Origin of the sequence: Leptospira perdikensis (genome assembly GCF_004769575.1) — a bacterium.
In the GTDB taxonomy this organism is placed as follows: Bacteria; Spirochaetota; Leptospiria; order Leptospirales; family Leptospiraceae; genus Leptospira_A; species Leptospira_A perdikensis.
Genome location: NZ_RQGA01000019.1, coordinates 1 through 20,710, shown reverse-complemented (window position 1 = coordinate 20,710; position 20,710 = coordinate 1). Strand labels below are relative to the sequence as shown.

General features: G+C 38.2%; 18 protein-coding genes. 6 read left to right on the top strand and 12 right to left on the bottom strand.

Annotation, left to right across the window (positions count from 1 at the left end):
- Positions 1 to 4: 4 nt before the first annotated feature.
- The 4 genes from EHQ49_RS17850 to EHQ49_RS17835 form a co-directional block, all read right to left on the bottom strand.
- Complete coding sequence (locus tag EHQ49_RS17850; RefSeq protein WP_135581239.1) at positions 5 to 1,762, bottom strand: hypothetical protein; 1,758 nt, start codon at positions 1,760 to 1,762, stop codon at positions 5 to 7.
- A gap of 225 nt (positions 1,763 to 1,987) precedes the next feature.
- Entirely contained in the window at positions 1,988 to 2,548 is a 561-nt protein-coding gene (locus EHQ49_RS17845; protein WP_135581237.1) for a ClpP family protease, read from the bottom strand.
- A gap of 10 nt (positions 2,549 to 2,558) precedes the next feature.
- The gene (locus EHQ49_RS17840) at positions 2,559 to 3,137 is read right to left on the bottom strand and encodes an RNA polymerase sigma factor (protein ID WP_135581235.1); all 579 of its coding nucleotides are present in this window, start codon (positions 3,135 to 3,137) and stop codon (positions 2,559 to 2,561) included.
- Positions 3,138 to 3,273: 136 nt separating this feature from the next.
- Positions 3,274 to 4,728 carry an SGNH/GDSL hydrolase family protein gene (locus EHQ49_RS17835; RefSeq protein ID WP_135581233.1) on the bottom strand — a complete coding sequence of 485 codons (1,455 nt, stop codon included), beginning with the start codon at positions 4,726 to 4,728 and terminating at the stop codon, positions 3,274 to 3,276.
- A gap of 319 nt (positions 4,729 to 5,047) precedes the next feature.
- On the opposite strand from EHQ49_RS17835, the gene EHQ49_RS17830 reads away from it, so the two are divergent.
- From EHQ49_RS17830 to EHQ49_RS17820, 3 genes are all read left to right on the top strand, one after another.
- Positions 5,048 to 5,932, top strand: coding sequence for a hypothetical protein (locus EHQ49_RS17830; protein ID WP_135581231.1), 885 nt, complete (start codon positions 5,048 to 5,050; stop codon positions 5,930 to 5,932).
- Positions 5,933 to 6,068: 136 nt separating this feature from the next.
- The gene (locus EHQ49_RS17825) at positions 6,069 to 7,373 is read left to right on the top strand and encodes a hypothetical protein (RefSeq protein WP_135581229.1); all 1,305 of its coding nucleotides are present in this window, start codon (positions 6,069 to 6,071) and stop codon (positions 7,371 to 7,373) included.
- A 7-nt stretch (positions 7,374 to 7,380) separates the two neighbouring features.
- Positions 7,381 to 9,879, top strand: a complete 2,499-nt coding sequence (locus tag EHQ49_RS17820; protein WP_135581457.1) for a sigma 54-interacting transcriptional regulator — start codon at positions 7,381 to 7,383, stop codon at positions 9,877 to 9,879.
- A gap of 72 nt (positions 9,880 to 9,951) precedes the next feature.
- Here the strand turns inward: EHQ49_RS17820 and EHQ49_RS17815 are convergent, their stop codons facing one another.
- From EHQ49_RS17815 to leuC, 5 genes are all read right to left on the bottom strand, one after another.
- The gene (locus EHQ49_RS17815) at positions 9,952 to 11,181 is read right to left on the bottom strand and encodes an RNA polymerase sigma factor (RefSeq protein WP_135581227.1); all 1,230 of its coding nucleotides are present in this window, start codon (positions 11,179 to 11,181) and stop codon (positions 9,952 to 9,954) included.
- A 22-nt stretch (positions 11,182 to 11,203) separates the two neighbouring features.
- Entirely contained in the window at positions 11,204 to 11,560 is a 357-nt protein-coding gene (locus tag EHQ49_RS17810; RefSeq protein WP_135581455.1) for a YciI family protein, read from the bottom strand.
- Positions 11,561 to 11,568: 8 nt separating this feature from the next.
- Positions 11,569 to 12,561, bottom strand: coding sequence for an alpha/beta hydrolase (locus EHQ49_RS17805; protein ID WP_135581225.1), 993 nt, complete (start codon positions 12,559 to 12,561; stop codon positions 11,569 to 11,571).
- Positions 12,562 to 13,015: 454 nt separating this feature from the next.
- On the bottom strand, positions 13,016 to 13,642 hold the full coding sequence (gene leuD, locus EHQ49_RS17800; protein ID WP_135581223.1) for a 3-isopropylmalate dehydratase small subunit: 627 nt from the start codon (positions 13,640 to 13,642) through the stop codon (positions 13,016 to 13,018).
- Positions 13,639 to 15,042: a 3-isopropylmalate dehydratase large subunit gene (gene leuC, locus EHQ49_RS17795; protein WP_135581221.1), complete on the bottom strand. Its 1,404-nt coding sequence runs from the start codon at positions 15,040 to 15,042 to the stop codon at positions 13,639 to 13,641. The genes leuD and leuC overlap by 4 nt, the downstream gene beginning before the upstream one ends.
- Before the next feature lie 91 nt (positions 15,043 to 15,133).
- Between leuC and EHQ49_RS17790 the strand changes: the two genes are divergently transcribed.
- Positions 15,134 to 16,033, top strand: a complete 900-nt coding sequence (locus EHQ49_RS17790) for a LysR family transcriptional regulator (RefSeq protein WP_135581219.1) — start codon at positions 15,134 to 15,136, stop codon at positions 16,031 to 16,033.
- A 114-nt stretch (positions 16,034 to 16,147) separates the two neighbouring features.
- Here the strand turns inward: EHQ49_RS17790 and EHQ49_RS17785 are convergent, their stop codons facing one another.
- Positions 16,148 to 17,473 carry an LA_0442/LA_0875 N-terminal domain-containing protein gene (locus EHQ49_RS17785; RefSeq protein ID WP_135581453.1) on the bottom strand — a complete coding sequence of 442 codons (1,326 nt, stop codon included), beginning with the start codon at positions 17,471 to 17,473 and terminating at the stop codon, positions 16,148 to 16,150.
- 210 nt (positions 17,474 to 17,683) lie between these two features.
- Between EHQ49_RS17785 and EHQ49_RS17780 the strand changes: the two genes are divergently transcribed.
- On the top strand, positions 17,684 to 18,241 hold the full coding sequence (locus EHQ49_RS17780; RefSeq protein WP_135581217.1) for a hypothetical protein: 558 nt from the start codon (positions 17,684 to 17,686) through the stop codon (positions 18,239 to 18,241).
- A 508-nt stretch (positions 18,242 to 18,749) separates the two neighbouring features.
- Positions 18,750 to 19,091, top strand: a complete 342-nt coding sequence (locus tag EHQ49_RS17775; RefSeq protein WP_135581215.1) for a TfoX/Sxy family protein — start codon at positions 18,750 to 18,752, stop codon at positions 19,089 to 19,091.
- 182 nt (positions 19,092 to 19,273) lie between these two features.
- On the opposite strand, the gene EHQ49_RS17770 is transcribed toward EHQ49_RS17775, so the two are convergent.
- A complete protein-coding gene (locus EHQ49_RS17770; protein ID WP_135581213.1) occupies positions 19,274 to 19,672 on the bottom strand; it encodes a hypothetical protein in 399 nt (132 codons plus the stop codon).
- Positions 19,669 to 20,067: an ankyrin repeat domain-containing protein gene (locus EHQ49_RS17765; RefSeq protein WP_244241543.1), complete on the bottom strand. Its 399-nt coding sequence runs from the start codon at positions 20,065 to 20,067 to the stop codon at positions 19,669 to 19,671. Before EHQ49_RS17765 ends, EHQ49_RS17770 begins: the two co-directional genes overlap by 4 nt.
- Positions 20,068 to 20,710: the final 643 nt, after the last annotated feature.

Sequence of the window (20,710 nt, the reverse complement as noted above, 5' to 3'; positions counted from 1 at the left end):
TATTCTAAAATATATATTCTGTTGCAATCAAAGTCTGGGTTTCTACCAAAGGTTTCCCAATTAGATCATTGACTGTCACACCATTTGGAAAACCAAGTGAAGTAAATCCAACTTGCGAAAATTGTTCGGATACATTTTGTGATTCAATTCCGGTGGTCCGTTCATCACCTCTAATTCTTTCTAAAGAGTTAACTTTGGTTGGTCTTCCCGTTTGGTCGATGGAGACAATCTGGATCACGGCGAAGGAAATTCTTAGCCTTTCCATTGGAGAATAATTCACTGAAGCAACAGTCTTATAAAATCTAGCTTTTCCATGATCCACATAATTCCTTAAGTCAAATATGTCCCGAATCCCGACGTTACCTAAAACTCCATCTGTTTGAAGGTCATAACGAACTACTTGATTAATCCAAGGGACATTCGATGAAGAAGATACTACTCCTGTGACAGGATCCTGAGCCCTACCTCTTCCATTTCCAGTTCCTGTTGTGTACATAATAAAAAAACCGAACTTGTGATATCGCAGATGAGTATAAAAATATAATCCTTTTCCTAAAGAATCTCTTTCGTCTCGGGTATTAGTGGCATAAAATTTACGAAACTCGTTGGAAGCAAGTGTAGTGTCTAATCCTTGGTTAAAAAAATCTTCAGGGAACAATATTCGCTCATTAATAAGCGAAGACTTTCCCCTCCTGTCCAAAAAATAAAAAGGGCCGCCACCCATTGAAAATGAAAATGAATCTTGGTTATATGCAAAGTCAGTTTGGAATCCGTAAAATATATCTTGTTTGGCTCTTTTTTCTCCTCTAAAAATTCTAACTCTAGGATGATTTTGGCAATCCGCTGTACATACAAAATTTGCAGAATTATACTCTACCTCATCGCGATCAACACCTGCTATATTTTTGAAAATAAACGGAGAACTCAATCCGACCGAAATAGTTTTAGAATCACCAGTAGGAATAAAATTTAAGATCCCTTGTAAGTCCATACCATAGGAATCTCCAGATCCTTTTGCTAATGAATTTAATTTATCATTAGATCCCGTTAATGTCAGAATCTCCAAGTCTTGTGCATTATTCCTTCGGTGAGTCGATTCATTTCCCAACATAAACTGAAATCCATAATATTCAGCTTTACGAAAGATACTAATCCCTCTTTCCACTCCCGTGGAAAATCCAAAGTTCTGAAAGGCAGCAGAAGCTCCCATCCTACCAACGGGATCACCGTCAATATAACGATGACCCATTTTTTCGGTAAGATTAAAGACAGGACTTAATGTAACCGCTGCGGGTTGTTGACCTACCCTTAAGTTCAGAAACTGATTGAATAAGGGCACTTTGAAATAAGCAAATCTCAAACTAAATGCATAATCGTTATGACCCTGACAAACTTGGCTTCCATCAAAATTTGTACAGCCGTTAGCTTCCTGAGAATAAGTGGAAAAGACATCGGGAGTGATCCGAAATCCATAACCTTTAAGTTCCCCTTCATCAATATCACCTTGGATATTAATCAAAGTTCTGGCCACACGAAAGCCCGTACTCTGGTTATTAGGTCCCGCGTAATCAGGAGCACCATTAGCCTTTTTATCATTCAATCCGTAAGAAACCCAAAGAGTGCCATCCACTGTGAATTTCGTAGGAACCGATAATTTTTTATCTTCCGTAATGATCTCAATGGAGAATACAGAACTAGAGCTAAAAAAAAATAGGAGCCCAACTGAAAGTTGCAACAAATTAGAAGACAGCTTCGGACTCATATTCGCTATATAATTATCTATATAGCGCCTGTCAATTCATTCGAGTTCTATTGGCATGATAAGATATCATTCAAATCGCCAGGTTTTGAAATCGCAGAAAAGAAGAAGAAATTAAAACAAATCGGGCATAAAGGGTTTTCAGAGATCGAACAGACCTCTCCCCTCCACCCTAACTCAGGTGGAAGTTTGTAAATTCTCACTTTGTATTGTTTCTCTTCGCTAAAATCAAACCCCGATGATCTTATCAATGATACCGTATTCAAGTGCTTCGGTTGCCGAAAACCAAGTATCACGTTCGGTATCTTCCGCGAGTTTATCTAAAGGTTGTCCTGTTGCTTCGGCCATAATTCCATTCAACAAATCTTTTTCGCGTTTAACAGATTCGGCAAAAATGCGAATGTCTTCAGCCGGGCCTTTAAATTCTCCCATAACATGTGGTTGGTGAATGAGAACTTTACTGTGAGGATAAGCAAAACGATATCCCTTACTACCGGAAAGAAGGAGAACTGCACCAAAGGACATAGCCATTCCTAAACATGTAGTATAAACTGGATTGTGGAGACTCTTCATTACATCAAGTATCGCCAATCCTGCGTAAGTTGACCCACCAGGTGAGTGAATGTATAAAGTGATAGGTCTTGTTGGATCCACAGCTTCAAGATATAAAAAACGATCAATCAGATATCTTGCAGAGTTATCGTTTACCTCTCCCCAAAGGAAAACCTTTCTTTGTTCCAAATATACATTTTCAATTTGTCCATTAGAATGCCCAAGTGTTGCTTCCAAATGATTTCCCCTAAGCGACCATCATAAAACTAGAATTCGCTTCCGGCCGAAAAGTCTCACCGATTCCGTTCCTGAGAATTTTTTTGACGTAAATATGTCTTTTTTTAATGAATGATAAGGTTTTGCCTTCGGATTTTGAAATTTCTACAAGCGAATAATTTTTATAATAATAAAGTTCAATCAACCTTTGGTCTGCTAGATCCAACTTTTTTACATTTTTAAAAATTGTTTCATAACATTCTTTTTCTAAATAGGAAGAATGTAATTCTTCAGAATTTTGGTCTATCTGGTAAGGATCGATAAAAACCAAATTCTGACTTTCCTTCTTCCTTAAGATACGATCACTATGTTTGATGATCACTCGCTTTAAAAGAGAAGGAAAGGCTGCTGACGTTGTTATTTTTTCCAGATTTTGATACAAATCCCAAAAAGATTCCTGGACTACATCCTGAGAAAGATCCTCGTCATTTAAAATCTTTGATGCAAATTTGTTGGCAAAACGAGAAAACCGATTTTGCAAAACTGCCCAAGCTCGTAGATTTCCAGACTTTGCCTGGTCCAGAAGTTCTATATAGGATTTGTCATTCATACGCTTAAATGTCCCAACCTACTTCAGTTCGGTTCAGAAAAAAAGGGAGAAAAATTCTTTTTTTTAGAATGAAAAGATCTTCTTCACAATATTTCAGACTGAATTTTATCAGATACATCAAAAGTTTCCTCCAGACTCAAGGGCAAGTTCCTGAAGTGGCCCCTCCTCCTCCATGAACAATTCTCGCAAACTTATTTGCATTAGAATCGTCACAATCAAGGAAATGTAGATTCAAGGAAGCATTGATCGGACTCACTGCCGTGTTGGGGCCTCGAGCAAATCCATCATTATCATCATCACGATAAGGATCTGTGGCCTGGATTAACGCCAGATCAACAAGAGCTAAGTTCAAACCTAAAGTTCGATTCATTTCCTCTATAAAAACATTCGCAATTAGTCCATGACCCGTATGGGAAGGATGGACTCCGTCAAAACTAAATACCCCTCCTAACCCGATTGTTTTTCCCAAAACTTTTCCACCTACAGTTACCTCGCGATTCAATACACGTTTGAACATTGCATCAATATCAACAAGATGGACATTCGAATTAGTTTCCGCTAACATTCGTATGTATGTATTGATTTCATTCACCCTAGTTGTAACTAAATTTCCTTCGGCTTGTGTTAGACAGGTGCCATCGTTTCCAGCAATACCTCCAATGACTGCGTTTAAAGTAGCGTTATTTCCATCCAATTGGTTTAATAGACTATTGGCAGTACTAGTTCCAATCAGTGAGCCAAAACCAAGAGCTTGACAGGAACCAAAACTAGTTATATTCAAATTATCCGAAGTATGGGCAATTTTTGTTAAATCCGATTGGGTGAGAAGAAATCCTATTCCGGAAATATCAGGTAAAGTCGCTATAAAAATCTCAGCTTTTGGTAAAACCTTCAAACGATTCAGTGTTGCATTCAAATTTGCCTTTACAGAAGTTAAGTCATGTTCCGCACTCGTATCATTCAAAAAAGTATTAATCGAAGTTGTCGTCATTGCAGAACCACTAGAGGCAGTCACTGCACCTAACACATCATTTCCGCCGATCCAAAGAGTCACGATTAATCTTCTATCCGGATTAAGATTTCCTACATATTCTGCTGCTTCCAATTGTGTGATTGATTTTCCTAAAATTGTCGGAATGGGAGAAAGTATTTTATCGATATGATTGGATCCGCTGGCAACTGCTGCTGTGCCCATCAATGTTTTCGTTGTATGACCGTTCACACCTAAGTTGTATGGAATTAAATTTGGTTCTTTTCTGGTTCCAGCATTGGCCCCTGTTGCATAAAGTATTGGGTTGTTCCAAACCAAATCACTTCCTCTCATACGGATTTGTTTAGCGATGAGTTGTGGAAAGGAAACCTCTTGAGAATATTCATGAGTGCTTCCGCTTTGATCACCATTGGTCAAACTGTCGCCCAAATTGATCATGGCAATGGGACCTATCTGGTTTAAAAACATAGCACTAAGAAACATTGACGTTTCATCTTCTTTTGATTTTTGATTACATCCCATTTGGATCAAACATAAGGGAAGTGCCAACACTAGGAAAAAAAATATCTGAGTGATTTTGGTAAATTTCATACCGGGCATAGAGCAAGATCCATGCCTCGAATTCAGAAAATTATGTTATGCGAATGTCCAATCATTGTTTCCGGATTTGATCCACTTTATCGATGTTATTTGCCAATTTGATCCTTAAATATAAAACCATACCTTCATCAGAGATCTAAAAATTCCAGAGATGCAGAAAATTCGGCACCTTAAAATTCGGCTTTGTCCGAAAATTCGGCACTTCAAAGAACGCTAAACCAGCCTAAAACGCCAAAGTATGGCAAAATAGGGTCATTTAAGGCGTTGGTACGTCTTTTGCACTGTGTTTTACCAAAATCGAAACTAAGAGGAAAATCGAATGAAAAGTCTATGGAACCAATTGAAAATAGGAGGCCTGTCTGTTGCGGTCTTACTTTGTTTTGTATCGAGCCAGGCATTTGCCGCTAACTACGTAATTTACGTACATGGAAAAGGATCAGACTCCAGTGGTCTAGCCAACACAAATTCAAGCAGATGGGGAAACTCTGACTCCTATGGTGCTGCCCACCAAAGACGTTCTAACGCTTGGGGAGCAAGTCGTTTTGTAAATTACGATTCAACACAGGACCCACGTACATCAGGAACAACAAGGGCACAAACAAAATTGGCAAGTGCGATTAGTTCGTTTTGTACGGGATCCAATACTTGTATCATTATCTGTCATAGCGCTGGTTGTTATGCGACAGAGTATTATCTAGCAACAACCGGGACTCCAGCAAATTTACTTTATGTAGTAGCCGGAGCAAGTGCAGCGGGTGGATCCTCAGTCGCTGATATTGGAACCACTGCGACTCTAATCAGCCCACTTCTAAGTTTACTTGGTTGGGCCGTAGCCGGAGAACCAAACAATATGACCAAAGCATTAAAAACTGGAACCGCAAGAAGTTTTAATCACAACACTTCCAAGGTAACAATACATAGTCTTGCTGGTTATAAATCATCCCAACCCGCAGCAACTGCAATTAAAGGTGAAGACGATAAACTCGTAAACTTTTCTGGAGCTTGTGGCTATTCATCCCATGGTTCGATGACAAATTGTGCAGATGGTAGCAACGCAAAATATACAAAACATGTATCCTATTGTAATACAAAAGGTGCTGTTACCTGTAACACAAGTAAGGGCTCTGGGGCATATAATGCAGACCATAGTGCCATGCAACCTGTTGCAAGAGATGCTTTAGATCGTTTACTTGGTTACTTATAATTAAAAACTAAAAAATATATAACTCTAATTTTGATAGAGCGAAAGATTTACCTTTCGCTCTTTTTATTGGATTCGTGTTTTTATTTTTTATCCGAAAAATCAAATTTAAAATACATATTCTATAATAGGAAAAACTATGAAAAAGTATCTTTCTAATCAAAAAATTTTGATAGGTATTGGTTCCGTATCTGGATTTATCATTTTGGCTTTCATATTATTTTTTTTAGGTTCTAATAAAAAGGAACATCTGGCTGTAAGATTAGAAGAAGAAAAGTTATTAAATACGAGAGGGATTCCTCATGATTCTTCTATAGTGAGTTGGGACGGATCAAAAGTCTGGCGTCCGAACTTTTTGGAAACAGAAAAAGTATTACAAAAATCAGAATTGGCAACACCCAAAATACTTTTTATGGAATACCAACTTGAATACCGTTATCCTTCCGACTCGAGACCACTAACTAAAAAAATGGCGGATCTTTTAGATCCATTTAAAATCAATCAAGAGAAAGTTCCTATTTTTAAACCAGATTCAAACGGAGAAATTCAAGGTTACTTCTCATGGTTTAGCAGTTTGTATATGGTAACAGAGGATAAACCTGCTGTTGCATGGTTACAAGTATTCGATGCCAAAACCGATAAACCGGTGCGAGCAAGAATCCTTTCTGCAGAAATCCAATCTGATTTGGTCTTTGGAGAAAAACCTGTAGGTGTTGCTGATTACAACGATTCAGGTGCCGGTTATGACCTTGAAGCCAATGATGGTATTTATACTTTTTCATGGATTCCGAGAAAAGGAGAAAAACTTCACTGGGGGGAACTCACGATGAAAGTTCGGTTTGATGCACCAAGTATCAAATTGAAAGAAACGGAAGCTAGTTTTACTTTCAATTCAACACCGATCATTCCAGCAAAATTTACAGGTAATTATCGCGAATCTATAGAAAATGGATCTCTTTTGATAGGTGCAGAAATCGATATTTATAAACCAGGACAGTATATCTTTGAAGCAAACCTTTTTGACAAAGAAACAGGAACACCTTATCATTGGGTATATATGAGAAAATATCTAGAAAAAGGAACTTCCCAAAGGATTGATTTACCTTTTTTTGGAGCAATTTTTCACGACAGAGGTTTTGAAGAAGGTAGGTTTATCTTACGGAATTTGCGAGGTCACCGCATGAACCTACCTTACGATCCAAGGAAACTAAATGAAATGGTATCCAAAGGTATAGAAATCCCCGACACTTTTGAACCGCTACAAGAATGGATTCCTCTTCCGGAAGAACCATACATTACACTTAACAGATATGATGTGGCCCAATTTTCCCCACTTGAATACCAAGGATCCGACAAAAAGGAACGTTTGCGTGTTTTACAAGATTATGCTGCGGCATGGGAAAAAGCACACGGCGCTTCAACAGATACCGTAATGGGTGATTGATCATTATATGGGACTAGACCAAGTTAGAATATTTATCGCATTTATTATTCTAACTTGTATCGTCGTAATCACAGTCATTACTTTTTTAAAAGAGAATCTAGGTAAAGTTGGTAAATCATTTCTTGGACTTGTGGTTTCCCTTTTTGCCTGGTATTTTTTTCATACTCTTTCTTTCTATCTTTCGAAATATCATGAACCTTCTTATATGGTGGCTACACTCGCAGGTATATCTGTTCTTTGTGTAGGTACTGCAATGTATATCTTTTGTGAATTATTTCCGGAAGGATCACAAAACAAATCTTCGAAATACAGAATTCTTTTTTTCGGAATTATTTCAGCATCCCTTGCCCCACTCACTTATTCAGATTTATGGATTAAAAATAGAGGTCAGGTAGGAATTGTCGGCCCCTTCTTTTATGTAACAAGTTTTTGGATCGTATTCACAATTATCTCTGGCGTTTTTTTACAAATTTGGAAGTATACGAAAACCAATGATCCGCGGAAAAGAAATAGGATTCTTCGTTTATTGTTATCCATCATTTTCCATTTAGTACTTGCTGTCTTTTTCTCAGTCATACTTCCAGTTTTTGGATCTTGGGAGTTTTTCTTTTTAGGCCCCGCAACCTCTGTTTTAGGAATTGTTCTTATCATTTACGCAATCCAATTTCACCCCTTACTCAACCTAAGAGAAGCAATGTTACAAATTGGCATTCGTTTGTTATTTGGAATTACCATCTGTGTATTAATTTATTTTTTAATCAATTATGTAGATTCCTTTCGCGATGAAAAAACATTCTCATACAAAAACTTAATCGTTTTCTCATTATTATTTTCAGCAGGGATTCTATACGGTAGCATTCTCCATCCGAAACTTGAAAATTTAATTTTTCAATCCAAAACAAATGTAGAAGAGGCAGTTGTCCAAGTCTTTCTGAAACAATCCTCAGGATCTTATTTTTCTTTGAATGAGATGTTAGAAGATTTATTAAAACCAATTTATACAAACTTAGGACTTTCCAAAATCCTGGCAGCCGTTGTAGACCATGAGGACCATTTAATTTTACATGACTTTGGCGGAAATTCGGCTGAAATTAAAGAAATTGCATCGAGGTTAGTTTTTAGTCGAGTTAGTCGAGATAGAAAGTTACCAATGGAACTAGTCAAAGAAAGTGATCGGCTTTTTTTGTTAGATGAAGATGCATCGATACCTTTTAGAGAAAAAACTAGTTTTACATCCAATTATTTTAGGTTGGTAAGGCGAACAGTAGGTTACAGACCCAAAGTAGTTTCTTTAGGTTATCGGGTAGTCATGGCATTGGTTCTTCAAAATCAAATTTGTGGTTATCTATTTCTAGGAGATAAAAAATCAAAACGTCCATTTTTTGAAAATGAAGTAGAGCTTTTAGAACGTTTGCGAATTCCATTTGCCGCCCTCATCCGTAATCTCAACGATCGTACCCGAATTCATTATCTCAAAAACCAAGCAGAGGCAGAACTTAGAGATTTAAAAACAACACAAACGGAAAGAGAGGTTATTTTCCAAGCAGTTGCAAACAAAACCCTCGTTTACAAAAGTCAAACGATGGAAAATACTATAGAACATATTGAACGCATTGCTCCCCTCACACGCCCTGTCTTTATCCATGGAGAAACAGGAACAGGAAAAGAACTTTTTGCAAATTTGGTACATGAAAAATCGAGGCCTAGTGAACCATTTGTTCCTCTCAATTGTGCCGCTCTGCCTGCCAATCTTTGGGAAGATGAAATATTTGGTCATGTGAAAGGAGCCTTTACCGACGCAAAAAATGATAGAGCTGGTGCCGTTGAAAAGGCAGGAAAAGGAACTTTGTTTTTTGATGAAATCGGCGAGATGCCACTGTCGATGCAGGCGAAGATGCTTCGCCTCTTACAAGAAAGACAGTTTTCACCCATTGGGTCTTCTACACTTTTGAAAGCAGAATGTAGATTTATTTTTGCAACGAATCGAAATTTGGAAGCCCTTATCCGTAGTGGAGAGTTCAGAGAAGATTTATATTATAGGATCAATGTCTTTCGGATTGATCTATTACCACTGCGACAACGAAAGGAAGATATTTTACCACTCGCAAATTTTTTATTATCTTCCTTTACCAAGGAGATGAATACCCAAATTCAAAACATTCCTCCTGCTGTGATTACTGCTTTTCAAAATTATTCCTGGCCAGGGAATATACGAGAGTTAGAGAATAGTTTACTCCGTGCATTGAGTACAACAAAAGAAGAAGGTCTTAGTTTAGAAGATTTTCCTATTTTAGCTAAGGAGTATCTGAAAAATCAAAATCATAAAAATCACTTCTTACGAGATGATTTCCCCGCTGACATTCAAGGTAATTTTCACGAAATTATGGATGCGTATGCTCTAAAAGTCATCCAATCCGCCTTACAAAAGACAAAAGGGAATAAATCACATGCAGCAAAAATCTTAGGCATCCGAAGGTCCAGTTTAGAATATCGATTAAAAAGATAAAGATTATCTGGATTATTTGATAACTAGCGACACTACTTAATATTTGATCTAAACCTTCCCGTAACACAATGACTAAGTTGGTAACTGTGCCAATTGCTTCCGAATCACAACCTTATCTCTTTCAGTTTTAGTCAATAGTAGTGCCTTTTGGAAGGATTCTCTAGCTTTTACAGGTTCTATTTCCCTATACAATTCTCCAAGGAGTGAAAAATAATAAGGATTTGTTTTTAAGTCCAAACTTTCTATCTCAACTAAAGCGACTTCCCTACCCTTTGCCCGAAAAAGAGCGTAGGCTCGATTCAACAAAAGAAAAGGTGAGGATTCCAACTCCAAAAGTCCTGTATAAAGATGAAAAATGTTTTCCCATTTTTGTTCCGTTTCTGCAGCTACCGTATGCCAATAAGCAATTGCTGCTTCCAGATGGTATTTAGAAAACATAGGTTCCTTGTTTGACTGAAAAAAGAAATACTCACCTTTTTTAATAAAGTCTGTATTCCAAAGGGCGCGGTTCTGATCTCCATACAAAATCATTTCTCCATCTGAATCTAACCTTGCATCAAATCGAGATATATGAAAACAAAATAGGGAAAGAAGGGCATTCACTTCAGGTGTATTGGTTTTTTTATTTTCTAGGAGGATAGAACAAAGTCGAATTGCTTCCAAACATAAATCTTTCCGGATTATCTTTTCCTCGCTTGAAGAAGAATAACCCTCATTAAACAATAAATAAATAGTTCTTAGAACAGAAGTTAATCTATCGTCCCACTCATGCGGCGCCGGAAGTTCCAATGTTATATTTTTTTCCCTAAGCCTTTCCTTCGCACGGTATAATCTCTTACCAATCGTTTCTTTGTTCGAAAAAAAAGCTCTCGCGATCTCCTCAATCCCAAATCCACAAAGAATCCGAAGAGACAAACCAATCTGTGATTCGGTAGGAATCGACGGATGGGAGAGCGCAAAGATCATTCGAAGTTGGCTATCTTGGATATTCTCTTCCGAAAGATCCAATTCCGATCCAGACGGATTCTGATCTCGCTGATAAAATGGAAGTATTTTGTTTTGGAAAATAGAATCTCTATGGATTACATTCTTTGCTTTATTTTTAGCAACTGCATACAACCAGGCTTCTGGATTTGTTGGGATTCCATTGAAGCCCCAAGTTTGAGCCGCAGTTAAAAAGGTTTCACTTGCGATGTCTTCGGCTATTTCTATCTGATAAAACCCAAATTGTTTACAGAGAACCGCAATAATTTTTGAATACTCTGTTCGAAACAAATTTGGTATAATATCTGAATGATCCATTAGAGATTACGAATATATTATTTTATTCTTCTTTATGTATGTTCATAATTTTTCTTACCTCAACACTATTTCCCTCTCCCATTAGAATCGGACAATCTTTGGCAATACTCACAGCATCTTCAAAACTCTCCGCCTGAATGATGATAAAACCGGCAAGGGATTCTTTTGTTTCTACAAAAGGGCCATCAGTGATGATATGATTTGATTGGATCACCTTTCCTTCTGTAGACAAAGCCGTTCCGCCTTTGAACTTCTTTTTAGCAACAATCCCGTTTACCCATTCTTGGTATTGTTTCATATAAACTTGCAATTGTTCAGGTGAAGGTTGGGCTTCTTTTGTAAGGATATCGAGTCGCATTAAAATCAAATAATCTTCCATGGTTTGTCTCACTTATTTATATTTCTTCTTATAAAATTTCTAACTCTAGTTTCATATTCGCTTGGATTCTCATCCCAAACTTTTCCATGAGAACCTAAATCAGGGAACCAAACTTCACTTGGGCCAGAATATAGATTTGCAAGAAACTCTGAATGTTTGTAGGAAACAACAGAATCTTTTTTGCTATGAATCAATAATAAAGGCACAGAACTTGAAAATCGTAAAGAATTTTCGGGACTGAGTAATGAATCAAATTTCCCTCTACTTGTGACGAGACCAATCAAAGACTGGACCATCCAATTCGGTAGCGAAACAGATTCGGGAGAATCTAAAATCAATCTATCAAAATTAATCATTGGATTTTCTAAAATAAGTCCTTTCACGCCATGCAAAAAAGGAAGTGCAATCAATAAAGAAGAGGCTCCTACGGAAGATCCAAACATTAAAATGTTCTTATATTTCTTTGATAGATATAAATAGGCAGACAATACATCTCTAGATTCACGGTTCCCGAAACTCAAACCTGGCACGACACAGGGAGCCTCTCCATGACATGATAGATCAAAGCTGAGAACATCAAAACCCTGATTCAGATAAAAGGGAATCAAACGTGTGAGTTCTCGTCTATCTGATCCGCCACCATGCACAAGAAGGATCACTCCCTTAGACATCAAACCACCATTCTCATAAGCCGGAACCAACCATCCAGGCAAATCATATCCATTTAAGGATGGAATCCAAATTTCTTTAAACCGATATTCATTTGTTAGGCGAATGTTCCCACAAGACCTACCCCAGGCCTTTTCACCATCAAAACTACATTCCAAAAAATTTTTACTAAGCCCATTCCACTTAGGAAATAAAATCTGGTTACTGGCAGACCAGATTCCGAAAGCGACAGCAAAGAGGAACAACGTAAAAACGATCACCGCGCCGTAACAGAGTTTAACAAGAATTCGAAACCTCCTAGGTTGATGGTTTCTTTTTTGATTTTGGGTCATATCGACCTCCTTGTCTTTATATCAAACGAAGATAAAAAAAATGGACAAAGCGGTTCGAAAAAGCGAAAAGATTTGGAATAAAATTGGGGAATTTAGGAAGGGAATTGTCTGGATGGAAAAATCGTGATAGGGGGAAATTCGCACATCCCACGAGCCACACCCCTCCACCCTAACTCGGGCGGGGGATTTTGGATTCGCGTTCAGATTATGTCACATTACATTCCAACTAACACCTAATGCATATTATACGAACGCCTCGTTGCCGTTAGTTTGGGCGAGTCCCCAAACTCTGAATCATGAATCGAATTTCATTTTTAATACATTCAAACTAGATTCATTTTTGGGGCCGGGCTATCCAGGGCTTCGGTCGCAGGAGCGACCGCTTACGCGCCCTTACTATCCCTCTCGCAGTTACTTTGTTCCAACCAATGCACTCTTCCCGTCTTTAGGAAGTTTACCAAAACACTTCCAAAAATGATTTTTCCGTTTTTCGTATCCGTTCGAATTCGAAGATCTCACTTTCATTTTTTAGAGTGGTATCAATATCATCCCAACCATTCCGGATCCGATTGACGGAAGCAGAATCCAAAAGAAAGAAGAATGTTTGGTCTCCCGCTTGTACTTCCAAATTTTCTAAATTGATCCTAATTTGAGATCCAGGATTTTTAGAAACCCATTCATTTAGAGAATGGATTTCTTCTTCTTTCAATCGAACAAGTGCGATCCCATTCTTCGCAGAATTAATAGAAAATATATCCGCAAAAGACGGAGCCAAAATGACTCTGAATCCAAAATCAGAAAGTGCCCAAGGTGCATGTTCTCTACTCGAACCACAGCCAAAATTTTTTCCTGCAATGAGCACGCTGGCATTTTTTAATCCTTCCTGGTTCAAAACGAATTTAGGATTAGGAATCTTTCCTTCTAAGTCCAAATACCGCCAATCATGAAATAAATGTTTACCAAAACCCTTTTTATCGATGAGTTTCATAAATTGTTTTGGAAGTATTTGGTCCGTATCAATATCTTCCCTAGGGATTGAAACGGCAACTCCCGAATGGATTGTCCAATTGTTTAAGCTCATGCTAATTTCCTCACATCTACAAATTTTCCAGTCACTGCTGCGGCAGCTGCCATCGAAGGACTGACTAAATGAGTTCTTCCACCTCTACCTTGTCTTCCTTCGAAGTTGCGGTTAGAAGTGGAGGCACATCTTTCCCCCGGTTTTAACACGTCGTCGTTCATAGCAAGACAAAGAGAACAACCAGGTTCTCTCCATTCAAATCCGGCCTCTTTAAAAATTAAATCCAAACCTTCCAACTCAGCCTGTCGTTTCACAGCACCTGAACCCGGAACCACCAAAGCTTGCACTCCAGGATGGACTTTTTTTCCTTTGGCAACAACTGCCGCAGACCGTAAGTCTTCTATCCTTGAATTTGTACAAGAGCCTATGAATACCTTATCAATTCTGATCTCCGAAATGGGAGTTCCTGGTTTTAAATCCATATACGCCAAGGCATTCTCTGCTGTCTCTCTAGCACGTTTGTCTTGGAATTCTTCTGGATTTGGGATCACTCCATCGATAGATAAAGATTGAGATGGATTTGTTCCCCAAGTGACTTGAGGTTCTATATTAGAAATATCTAATTCTATTATCTCATCAAAAACGGCATCTTTATCTGTGAAAAACGTTTTCCAATATTCGATTGCTTCCTGAAAACTTTTTCCTTTCGGGACAAGTTTTCTATCTTTCAAATAATCAAATGTGATTTGGTCCGGTGCCACAAGACTTGCCCTGGCTCCCGCTTCGATACTCATATTACAAAGAGTCATTCTCCCTTCCATAGAAAGAGAACGAATCCATTCTCCTGAATATTCTAAAGTGTAACCCCTTCCACCCGAGGTTCCCATCTTTCCAATGAGTGCGAGGACTACATCTTTTGCAGTGATTCCAAATCCAGGTTTCCCAACAAATCGAACGGACATTGATTTTGTTTTCGCCTGTTTGAGAGTTTGTGTTGCAAGCACATGTTCGACTTCGCTTGTTCCGATTCCAAAGGCCAATGCCCCAAAGGCTCCATGAGTTGCCGTATGAGAATCTCCGCATACAATCACAGATCCAGGAGTTGTGAACCCTAACTCAGGACCTAACACATGCACAATCCCTTGTTCAGGATCTTCCGGACCAAACAAACGGATTCCAAAATCTTTGCAGTTTTTCTCCATTGTATCGATCTGCAATCGGGAGATAGGTCCTGCTGCATCTCTGTTCTTACGATCTCTTGTGGAAACATTATGATCCACAACACCAAAAGTGAGATCCTTCCTTCTTACGTCCCTCTTCTTAGTTCTTAATCCTTCGAATGCTTGGGCAGAAGTCACTTCATGTAGGATATGGCGGTCCACGTATAAAATAGATTCAGAGTCAGAATTCTCCGAGATCCGATGACTTTCCCAAATTTTGTCATATAGAGTTTGTCCCATATTTCCCTCTTAGTAAATAAGATACCAAATTAATTGATATAATGCAAATAAATTGGTTTTATAAAATGTATAACTAAAAGTTATATGTCGTATGGAATTCAGACAGATCGTTTATTTTCTAGAAATCTCAGAATCAGGCACATTCCAAAAGGCAGCATCCCGTTTGGGATTAACACAACCTGCACTCTCTAAACAGATTTTTCTTTTGGAAAAGGAATTAGGAGTCAGTGTTTTGGAAAGAGGAGGAAGGTCGGTTCGCCTAACACACGAAGGAGAAAAATTCTATCAATATTCGATTAGAATGAAAGAATTATGGGAAGAAATACAAAACGGCTTTTCTAAAGAAAATGAACTAAAAGGTAACTATTCTATTTCTGCGGGAGGGACCGTTTCTGCTTGGATTTTACCACAAATCTTAAAGGAAATCTTAAAATCAAGACAAGGACTTTCTCTTTCGGTCAGAGAAGGAGACGCTACAGAAACGAAAAACGCTGTGTTAAAAGGTGAAGTCGATCTAGGGATTTTGACGGGTCCTATAACAGACTCTAGTCTGAATGTTTTAGAATTTTTATCCGATCAGATCTTTCCATGTGCCGCAAAAGATCATCCTATCTTTCTAAAAAAGAAAATTAGAATCGAAGACTTAAAAAAACAATCTTTCGTATTCTTCCACCCAGGTTCTGCTCTAAGAAAGGCAGTGGAAAAGAAGATCAAATCATTTTCAAAAGAATTTAGTTCTAACATTGCCATGGAATTGAGAAGTGTAGAATCCGTGATCAAATCATTGGAAGCGGGACTCGGAATCGGTTTTTTATCTGAATATTCCATGAATCCAAAACTAAAAAAAATTAAATTCGAAGATTGGAATGTAGAAAGAAAATTTTACCTCTGTTATCGCAAAAAATCTGGCCCCGGACTTACAATGCTTGCGGAAGAAATTTTAAGATCCGCAGAGAAATGGAGACTCGAGAAGGAAACTTTTCCCAATTAACAAGATAAATATGATCAAATTTATTTTTCACATTTATCCGCAATGAGTTCAAATATTTGTTTTTAGCTTAAATCCTTGTTCGATATACGAACAATCAAAAACAAGTTTATGATTCTAAAAATTAAAACGATAGTTTGCACCAACTTGAACGTATGACAGTATCGTCTTAGAATCATATAACATAGGAATTAATATTTGAGGTCCATACACTTTTAGTAAAATTTGGGATGGATCTGTATTTCCTCCACCTTCATTTTCTGTTATATAACCTGACTGTAATTTGTTATTCAGGGTCATGTTACTTGCTTCAACGAATAAACTGAAATCACCTTTGATCTTTGTTGTGAATTTCACATTCACTTCGGTTCCCGTAGATTTCCATTGATAGTCTAGTCCATAATGATTGTATCTAAAAGGAGTGGTATCTAATCGAAATTCGTTACTTCGAAACGAGGACGGACCTCGCATATCCAAATGCAAAACCTGTCCTTGTAGAGTAAACCTTTCCCAAAATTTCCATTCGAATCCAATCCCTAGACTATAACCTTTGAACGAATTGTTTGTTTCCCGGTAACTCACTCGGTTGGGATTGATTCCAGTGGTAGTAATCCCTCCGACACTATCAACTTCTTGATGGCTCTTTGTCCAAATTCTTTCTAGCCCTCCTAAAATTTGAAGGTCTAAAACCGGGTGTGGGTAAGGAGAAAAACCGACCCTTGAGGAAAGTTTTTGAAACTTTGTATCTCCGTTTCCCAGAAGGACATTTGCAGATCGGTCAGTAGAGGAAGAAGAAGAACCTCCTCCACTCCCGTAAGCAAGAGTCTGAATGCCACCTATGTCTAAATTTCCTTTCGCTTCTGTTCCACGAACCTCAACGGTGAACCGGTCCCAAGCGTAAAACAAACGTGTTGTGGCACTGTGATTTTTACTTTTATACGGGGTCGATTGGAGCTCGGCTTGACCGCCACTGCTAAAAAGAAGTCCAGCAACCTGAATGGTTTGAAAGAAAGGACGGAGTTCTGATTGGCCCTCACCACTTCCGACTCCAAAGGAACCTTCTAGATAATGTCGTTTCGCATTGGAAAGTTGATTCTCTCTTTTTTTCTGCTTTTCTTCCTTAGATTTGAGATTCTCTTCTTCCAGTTTTTGTTTTTCTGCGAGTTCTTTTTCTTCTTTGATTTTCTTTTCTTTCTCCGAAATCTGAGGTTCTATTTTAAGAGGAGAGGATTCGGACTTCTTTGCAAAGGAAACTTTACGGATCACCGACTTCGAAATCACTTTCGTATTACCGTCTGCAAGTTTAATTGTCACAGAATCTTTGTCTTGGCCGAGGATGGAACCTTCCCATTTTTCTCCGGACTTAAGTTGAATCGTTTCACTCGAAAGAGATACATTGGAAAAAAGAAAGGCGAGAAACAAAAGGTTCATTATTTTTTTCATCATTTTAGCCTGCCCAAAACTTGGTGGGAGGATCTTAACACATTCTATTCATTCTGCAATTCGATTAAACTTTTTAGAGATCAATTTTAAAAAATCAGTTCGGTAGGATGGTAGTTACGAGCGAACAGCAGAAGAGGAGAAACATAAGGAAAGTAAGTTCTGCATTTACAAAGTACTTGCGAGAAACCGTCCTGGCCATGAAATCAGCGAATGCGCCGGAAACTTTGGATTTTCGTATTTATCTTTAGCATTCTCTTTTCGTTGGCAGCAGAAGTCATCGCAGGGTTTGGTGGATTTGCCAGCGCCTTTTCTTCAATCGAACTAGGATCGGGATCTTTGCCTGCCGCCCGAGTGGGAGGACCATTCCTACTGACGATCCTTCTTGTATTCCTGTTTCTAATGGTCTTGTCGTTTTTTTCCTTACTCACCATCTCTGGAATTCTGGGACTCATCAAAGGGATATTTCTTGGAATCACATTAAGTCTGTTAGTGGACTATATAGTCGTCCGGGGAAAAATGGAACCAGGCGATCCAACAATCATTCGACGTTGGGCTGGCCGCGGTTCCGCATTAATGTTTGTGTTTGTGGTCTGGGTGGGGATACTCAATCCATTACTTTCACAATTCGGCCCACATCCAATCGATATTTTCAGCGCAAAAGATATCGTTGGGATTTTTTCTACCACGGGAATTTTTGTCTGCGCTTTCTTTGCTTGCATCGGTGTATTTCGGTATTACTGGTTGCGGGGCAAGAAAGAGAAAGTCTGAGAAATTAACATTCCATTTTAAATCAAAAAATAAAACCTTAAAAGCCATCAGTCAAAATCTCTAGCGATTTCAGTAACGTGACGACAAATCGAACAAAGGTAATTGGTTTCCTTTATAAAAGAAGGTCGAACGAACCTCACTGCAAATTACTGGAATCCATTCTGTAACTAACTTGTTAAGACTACCCTCTTCACCAGTTCCACCGTATTTGAACCCCTTTGTGTGAATTAGCTAATTGTGGGCGAGCCCCCAAAAATTTAGTTTGTCTTGATGATTCCATACATTGCCAAATATCAATTCAATTTATCATTTGGGGTCGGGCTATCCAGGGCTTCGGTCGCTAAGCGCGACCGCTCACGCGCCCTTACTATCCCTCTCGCGAATGCGAAACAATCATCTCAACGAGGTTTCCCGTTTTTAAAAAAAGTTTACATTTCTCGAAATAGATTCTATTCCTTTCAAACATATGGCCATCAATGAAAAATTATTAGATAGAGTTCGGAAGTCTATGGAAGGACAAACAAATGTAGAAGAGAAAAAAATGTTTGGTGGCTTATGTTTTATGGTAAACGGTAAAATGTGTATCTGCGTCAGAAGTGATGAAATCATGTGCAGAATCGATCCTGAAACTTTTGAATCCATTCTATCGAAGAAAAAGGCGCGCCCGATGATCCATAACGGACACCTGATGAAAGGATTTGTTTTCGTTAAGGAAGAAGATATAAAAACAAAAAAAGAAATTGGATATTGGATTCAATTATCTCTCGAGTACAATCAAAAATCTCTACCAGGAAAGAAAAAAGCCAAAAAAAAGAGTTTGGAAATCGCTTCTCCCCAAAAAAATAAATAAGTGATTCTGGATCTGTATAAGTCCCATTATTTTTTTGCGAATCAATTTTTGGAACGGCATTGAACCAAGAAACTACTGAATCGCATTTGATTATTTCAACTTATCATCACTATCATTTGATGATCAAGATTCAGCAGAGGAAATCCCTTCTTCGGCGATTTAGAATGATAGGATCAAATTTCTCAATGCCCACTTCCTCCATGACCACCTCCACTTGAACCACCGCCACTTCCACCTGATGAGGAATGACCTCCTCCTCCCGAAGAGGAATGGCCACCACCTCCAGAGCGACTACCTGACCCTGGCCGATTGGAGGAAGTAAAGTGGGATGAGGATGAATGATATTTCGAATCACATTTGGAGTAACAACCCATGTAAAGGGCAGGACAGGTAAGATTCACTTGGTTGGAATTTGTAGCGGAACTTTGCATAGTGATCATATAACAAAGTGATTGGTCCGCAACACACTTTTTCCGGCAACTATCGAACGATTGATTGGAAAATGAATTGGAACATCTAACAAACAACAATAAAAACAAACATGAAATGAATAAAATCGGTGAAAAATTGAGGACTTTCATTTAGCTCCTTTCTCCATCAATAACCTAACAATCTCTTCTCTTTCGGAAAAGAGAATTTCGGACAAGGCAGTGTGTCCCTCATTCGTGGCTAAATTAGGATTTGCTCCTGCATCAAGTAATATCCTAACTATTTTCGGATAACGGTTATAAGATGCCATCATTAGGGCAGTGTGTCCATTTCTAGTTTTTGCATCTAATTGGACTTTCATGAAAACTAATAGTGATACAATTTCCGTGTGACCTTCTTTAGAAGCAATCATAAGAGGTGTTAGTCTTTCAAATGTGTCTTCGGGACTATTGATATCGTATCCTAAAGTTATTAGTTGTTTTACTCTTTCCGTATTACCTATTGCAACCTGGTAATAAAGATTGTGAAATCGATCTTCTGATCTCATTTGAAGATTCGCACATTGAATCGTCAATAGGAGAAAACTGAATGCAAGGTAAATTGTTCGTTTCATAATTGCATTTTCGCATAACACAAACTCTTTCAAAATAGTGGATTTCCGCAAATGTGGAAAACTACTATCTGTCCTATGGAATCATAGAAATATTTTCGTATACTTCGAATTATACAAAACTATCAGAAAATAATTATTGGCGAACAGGAGTATGATAGATAGGAAAACAGAATCTAAAAGTTCATTGAATATTTTTATTACAGCCTTCTACTCCATAGAACAGTACCAACATGGTAGAGACTCGACTAACGGTTAATAACCATTTCAAATAAAACAGAGTCACCTTAACGATAACTAACTTCCAATCTTGGGCATTGTGTCGCAAAGACTGGGCAGGAATTCTATTTTTATTGACATGATCCTGGAAAAAAACCTACCAAAACAATTAGATCCAGCCAGAATTTATATTCTTCATCTTTGGTGAGAACTTGTATATGCGTAGTCAAGTGAAGCGCCAAAGGCGGAGGCATCCATTCGAAATGATTCAGACATAAAAAAACCTCGCTAGAGATAGCGAGGTTTATGAGTGAACAATGGTTGTTTGGTTTTAAGTCATTTAGGACTTAGCTTTTACAAT

What these genes read in the sequence shown, in the direction of transcription:
- EHQ49_RS17820 (WP_135581457.1), top strand. Translation starts at nt 7,381, where the DNA reads ATGGGACTAGACCAAGTTAGAATATTTATCGCATTTATTATTCTAACT.
- EHQ49_RS17780 (WP_135581217.1), top strand. Translation starts at nt 17,684, where the DNA reads ATGCGCCGGAAACTTTGGATTTTCGTATTTATCTTTAGCATTCTCTTT.
- EHQ49_RS17770 (WP_135581213.1), bottom strand. Translation starts at nt 19,672, where the DNA reads ATGAAAGTCCTCAATTTTTCACCGATTTTATTCATTTCATGTTTGTTT.
- EHQ49_RS17830 (WP_135581231.1), top strand. Translation starts at nt 5,048, where the DNA reads ATGAAAAGTCTATGGAACCAATTGAAAATAGGAGGCCTGTCTGTTGCG.
- EHQ49_RS17765 (WP_244241543.1), bottom strand. Translation starts at nt 20,067, where the DNA reads ATGAGATCAGAAGATCGATTTCACAATCTTTATTACCAGGTTGCAATA.
- EHQ49_RS17785 (WP_135581453.1), bottom strand. Translation starts at nt 17,473, where the DNA reads ATGAAAAAAATAATGAACCTTTTGTTTCTCGCCTTTCTTTTTTCCAAT.
- EHQ49_RS17805 (WP_135581225.1), bottom strand. Translation starts at nt 12,561, where the DNA reads ATGACCCAAAATCAAAAAAGAAACCATCAACCTAGGAGGTTTCGAATT.
- EHQ49_RS17775 (WP_135581215.1), top strand. Translation starts at nt 18,750, where the DNA reads ATGGAAGGACAAACAAATGTAGAAGAGAAAAAAATGTTTGGTGGCTTA.
- EHQ49_RS17810 (WP_135581455.1), bottom strand. Translation starts at nt 11,560, where the DNA reads ATGGAAGATTATTTGATTTTAATGCGACTCGATATCCTTACAAAAGAA.
- EHQ49_RS17835 (WP_135581233.1), bottom strand. Translation starts at nt 4,728, where the DNA reads ATGCCCGGTATGAAATTTACCAAAATCACTCAGATATTTTTTTTCCTA.
- EHQ49_RS17840 (WP_135581235.1), bottom strand. Translation starts at nt 3,137, where the DNA reads ATGAATGACAAATCCTATATAGAACTTCTGGACCAGGCAAAGTCTGGA.
- EHQ49_RS17790 (WP_135581219.1), top strand. Translation starts at nt 15,134, where the DNA reads ATGGAATTCAGACAGATCGTTTATTTTCTAGAAATCTCAGAATCAGGC.
- EHQ49_RS17815 (WP_135581227.1), bottom strand. Translation starts at nt 11,181, where the DNA reads ATGGATCATTCAGATATTATACCAAATTTGTTTCGAACAGAGTATTCA.
- EHQ49_RS17825 (WP_135581229.1), top strand. Translation starts at nt 6,069, where the DNA reads ATGAAAAAGTATCTTTCTAATCAAAAAATTTTGATAGGTATTGGTTCC.
- EHQ49_RS17850 (WP_135581239.1), bottom strand. Translation starts at nt 1,762, where the DNA reads ATGAGTCCGAAGCTGTCTTCTAATTTGTTGCAACTTTCAGTTGGGCTC.
- leuC (WP_135581221.1), bottom strand. Translation starts at nt 15,042, where the DNA reads ATGGGACAAACTCTATATGACAAAATTTGGGAAAGTCATCGGATCTCG.
- leuD (WP_135581223.1), bottom strand. Translation starts at nt 13,642, where the DNA reads ATGAGCTTAAACAATTGGACAATCCATTCGGGAGTTGCCGTTTCAATC.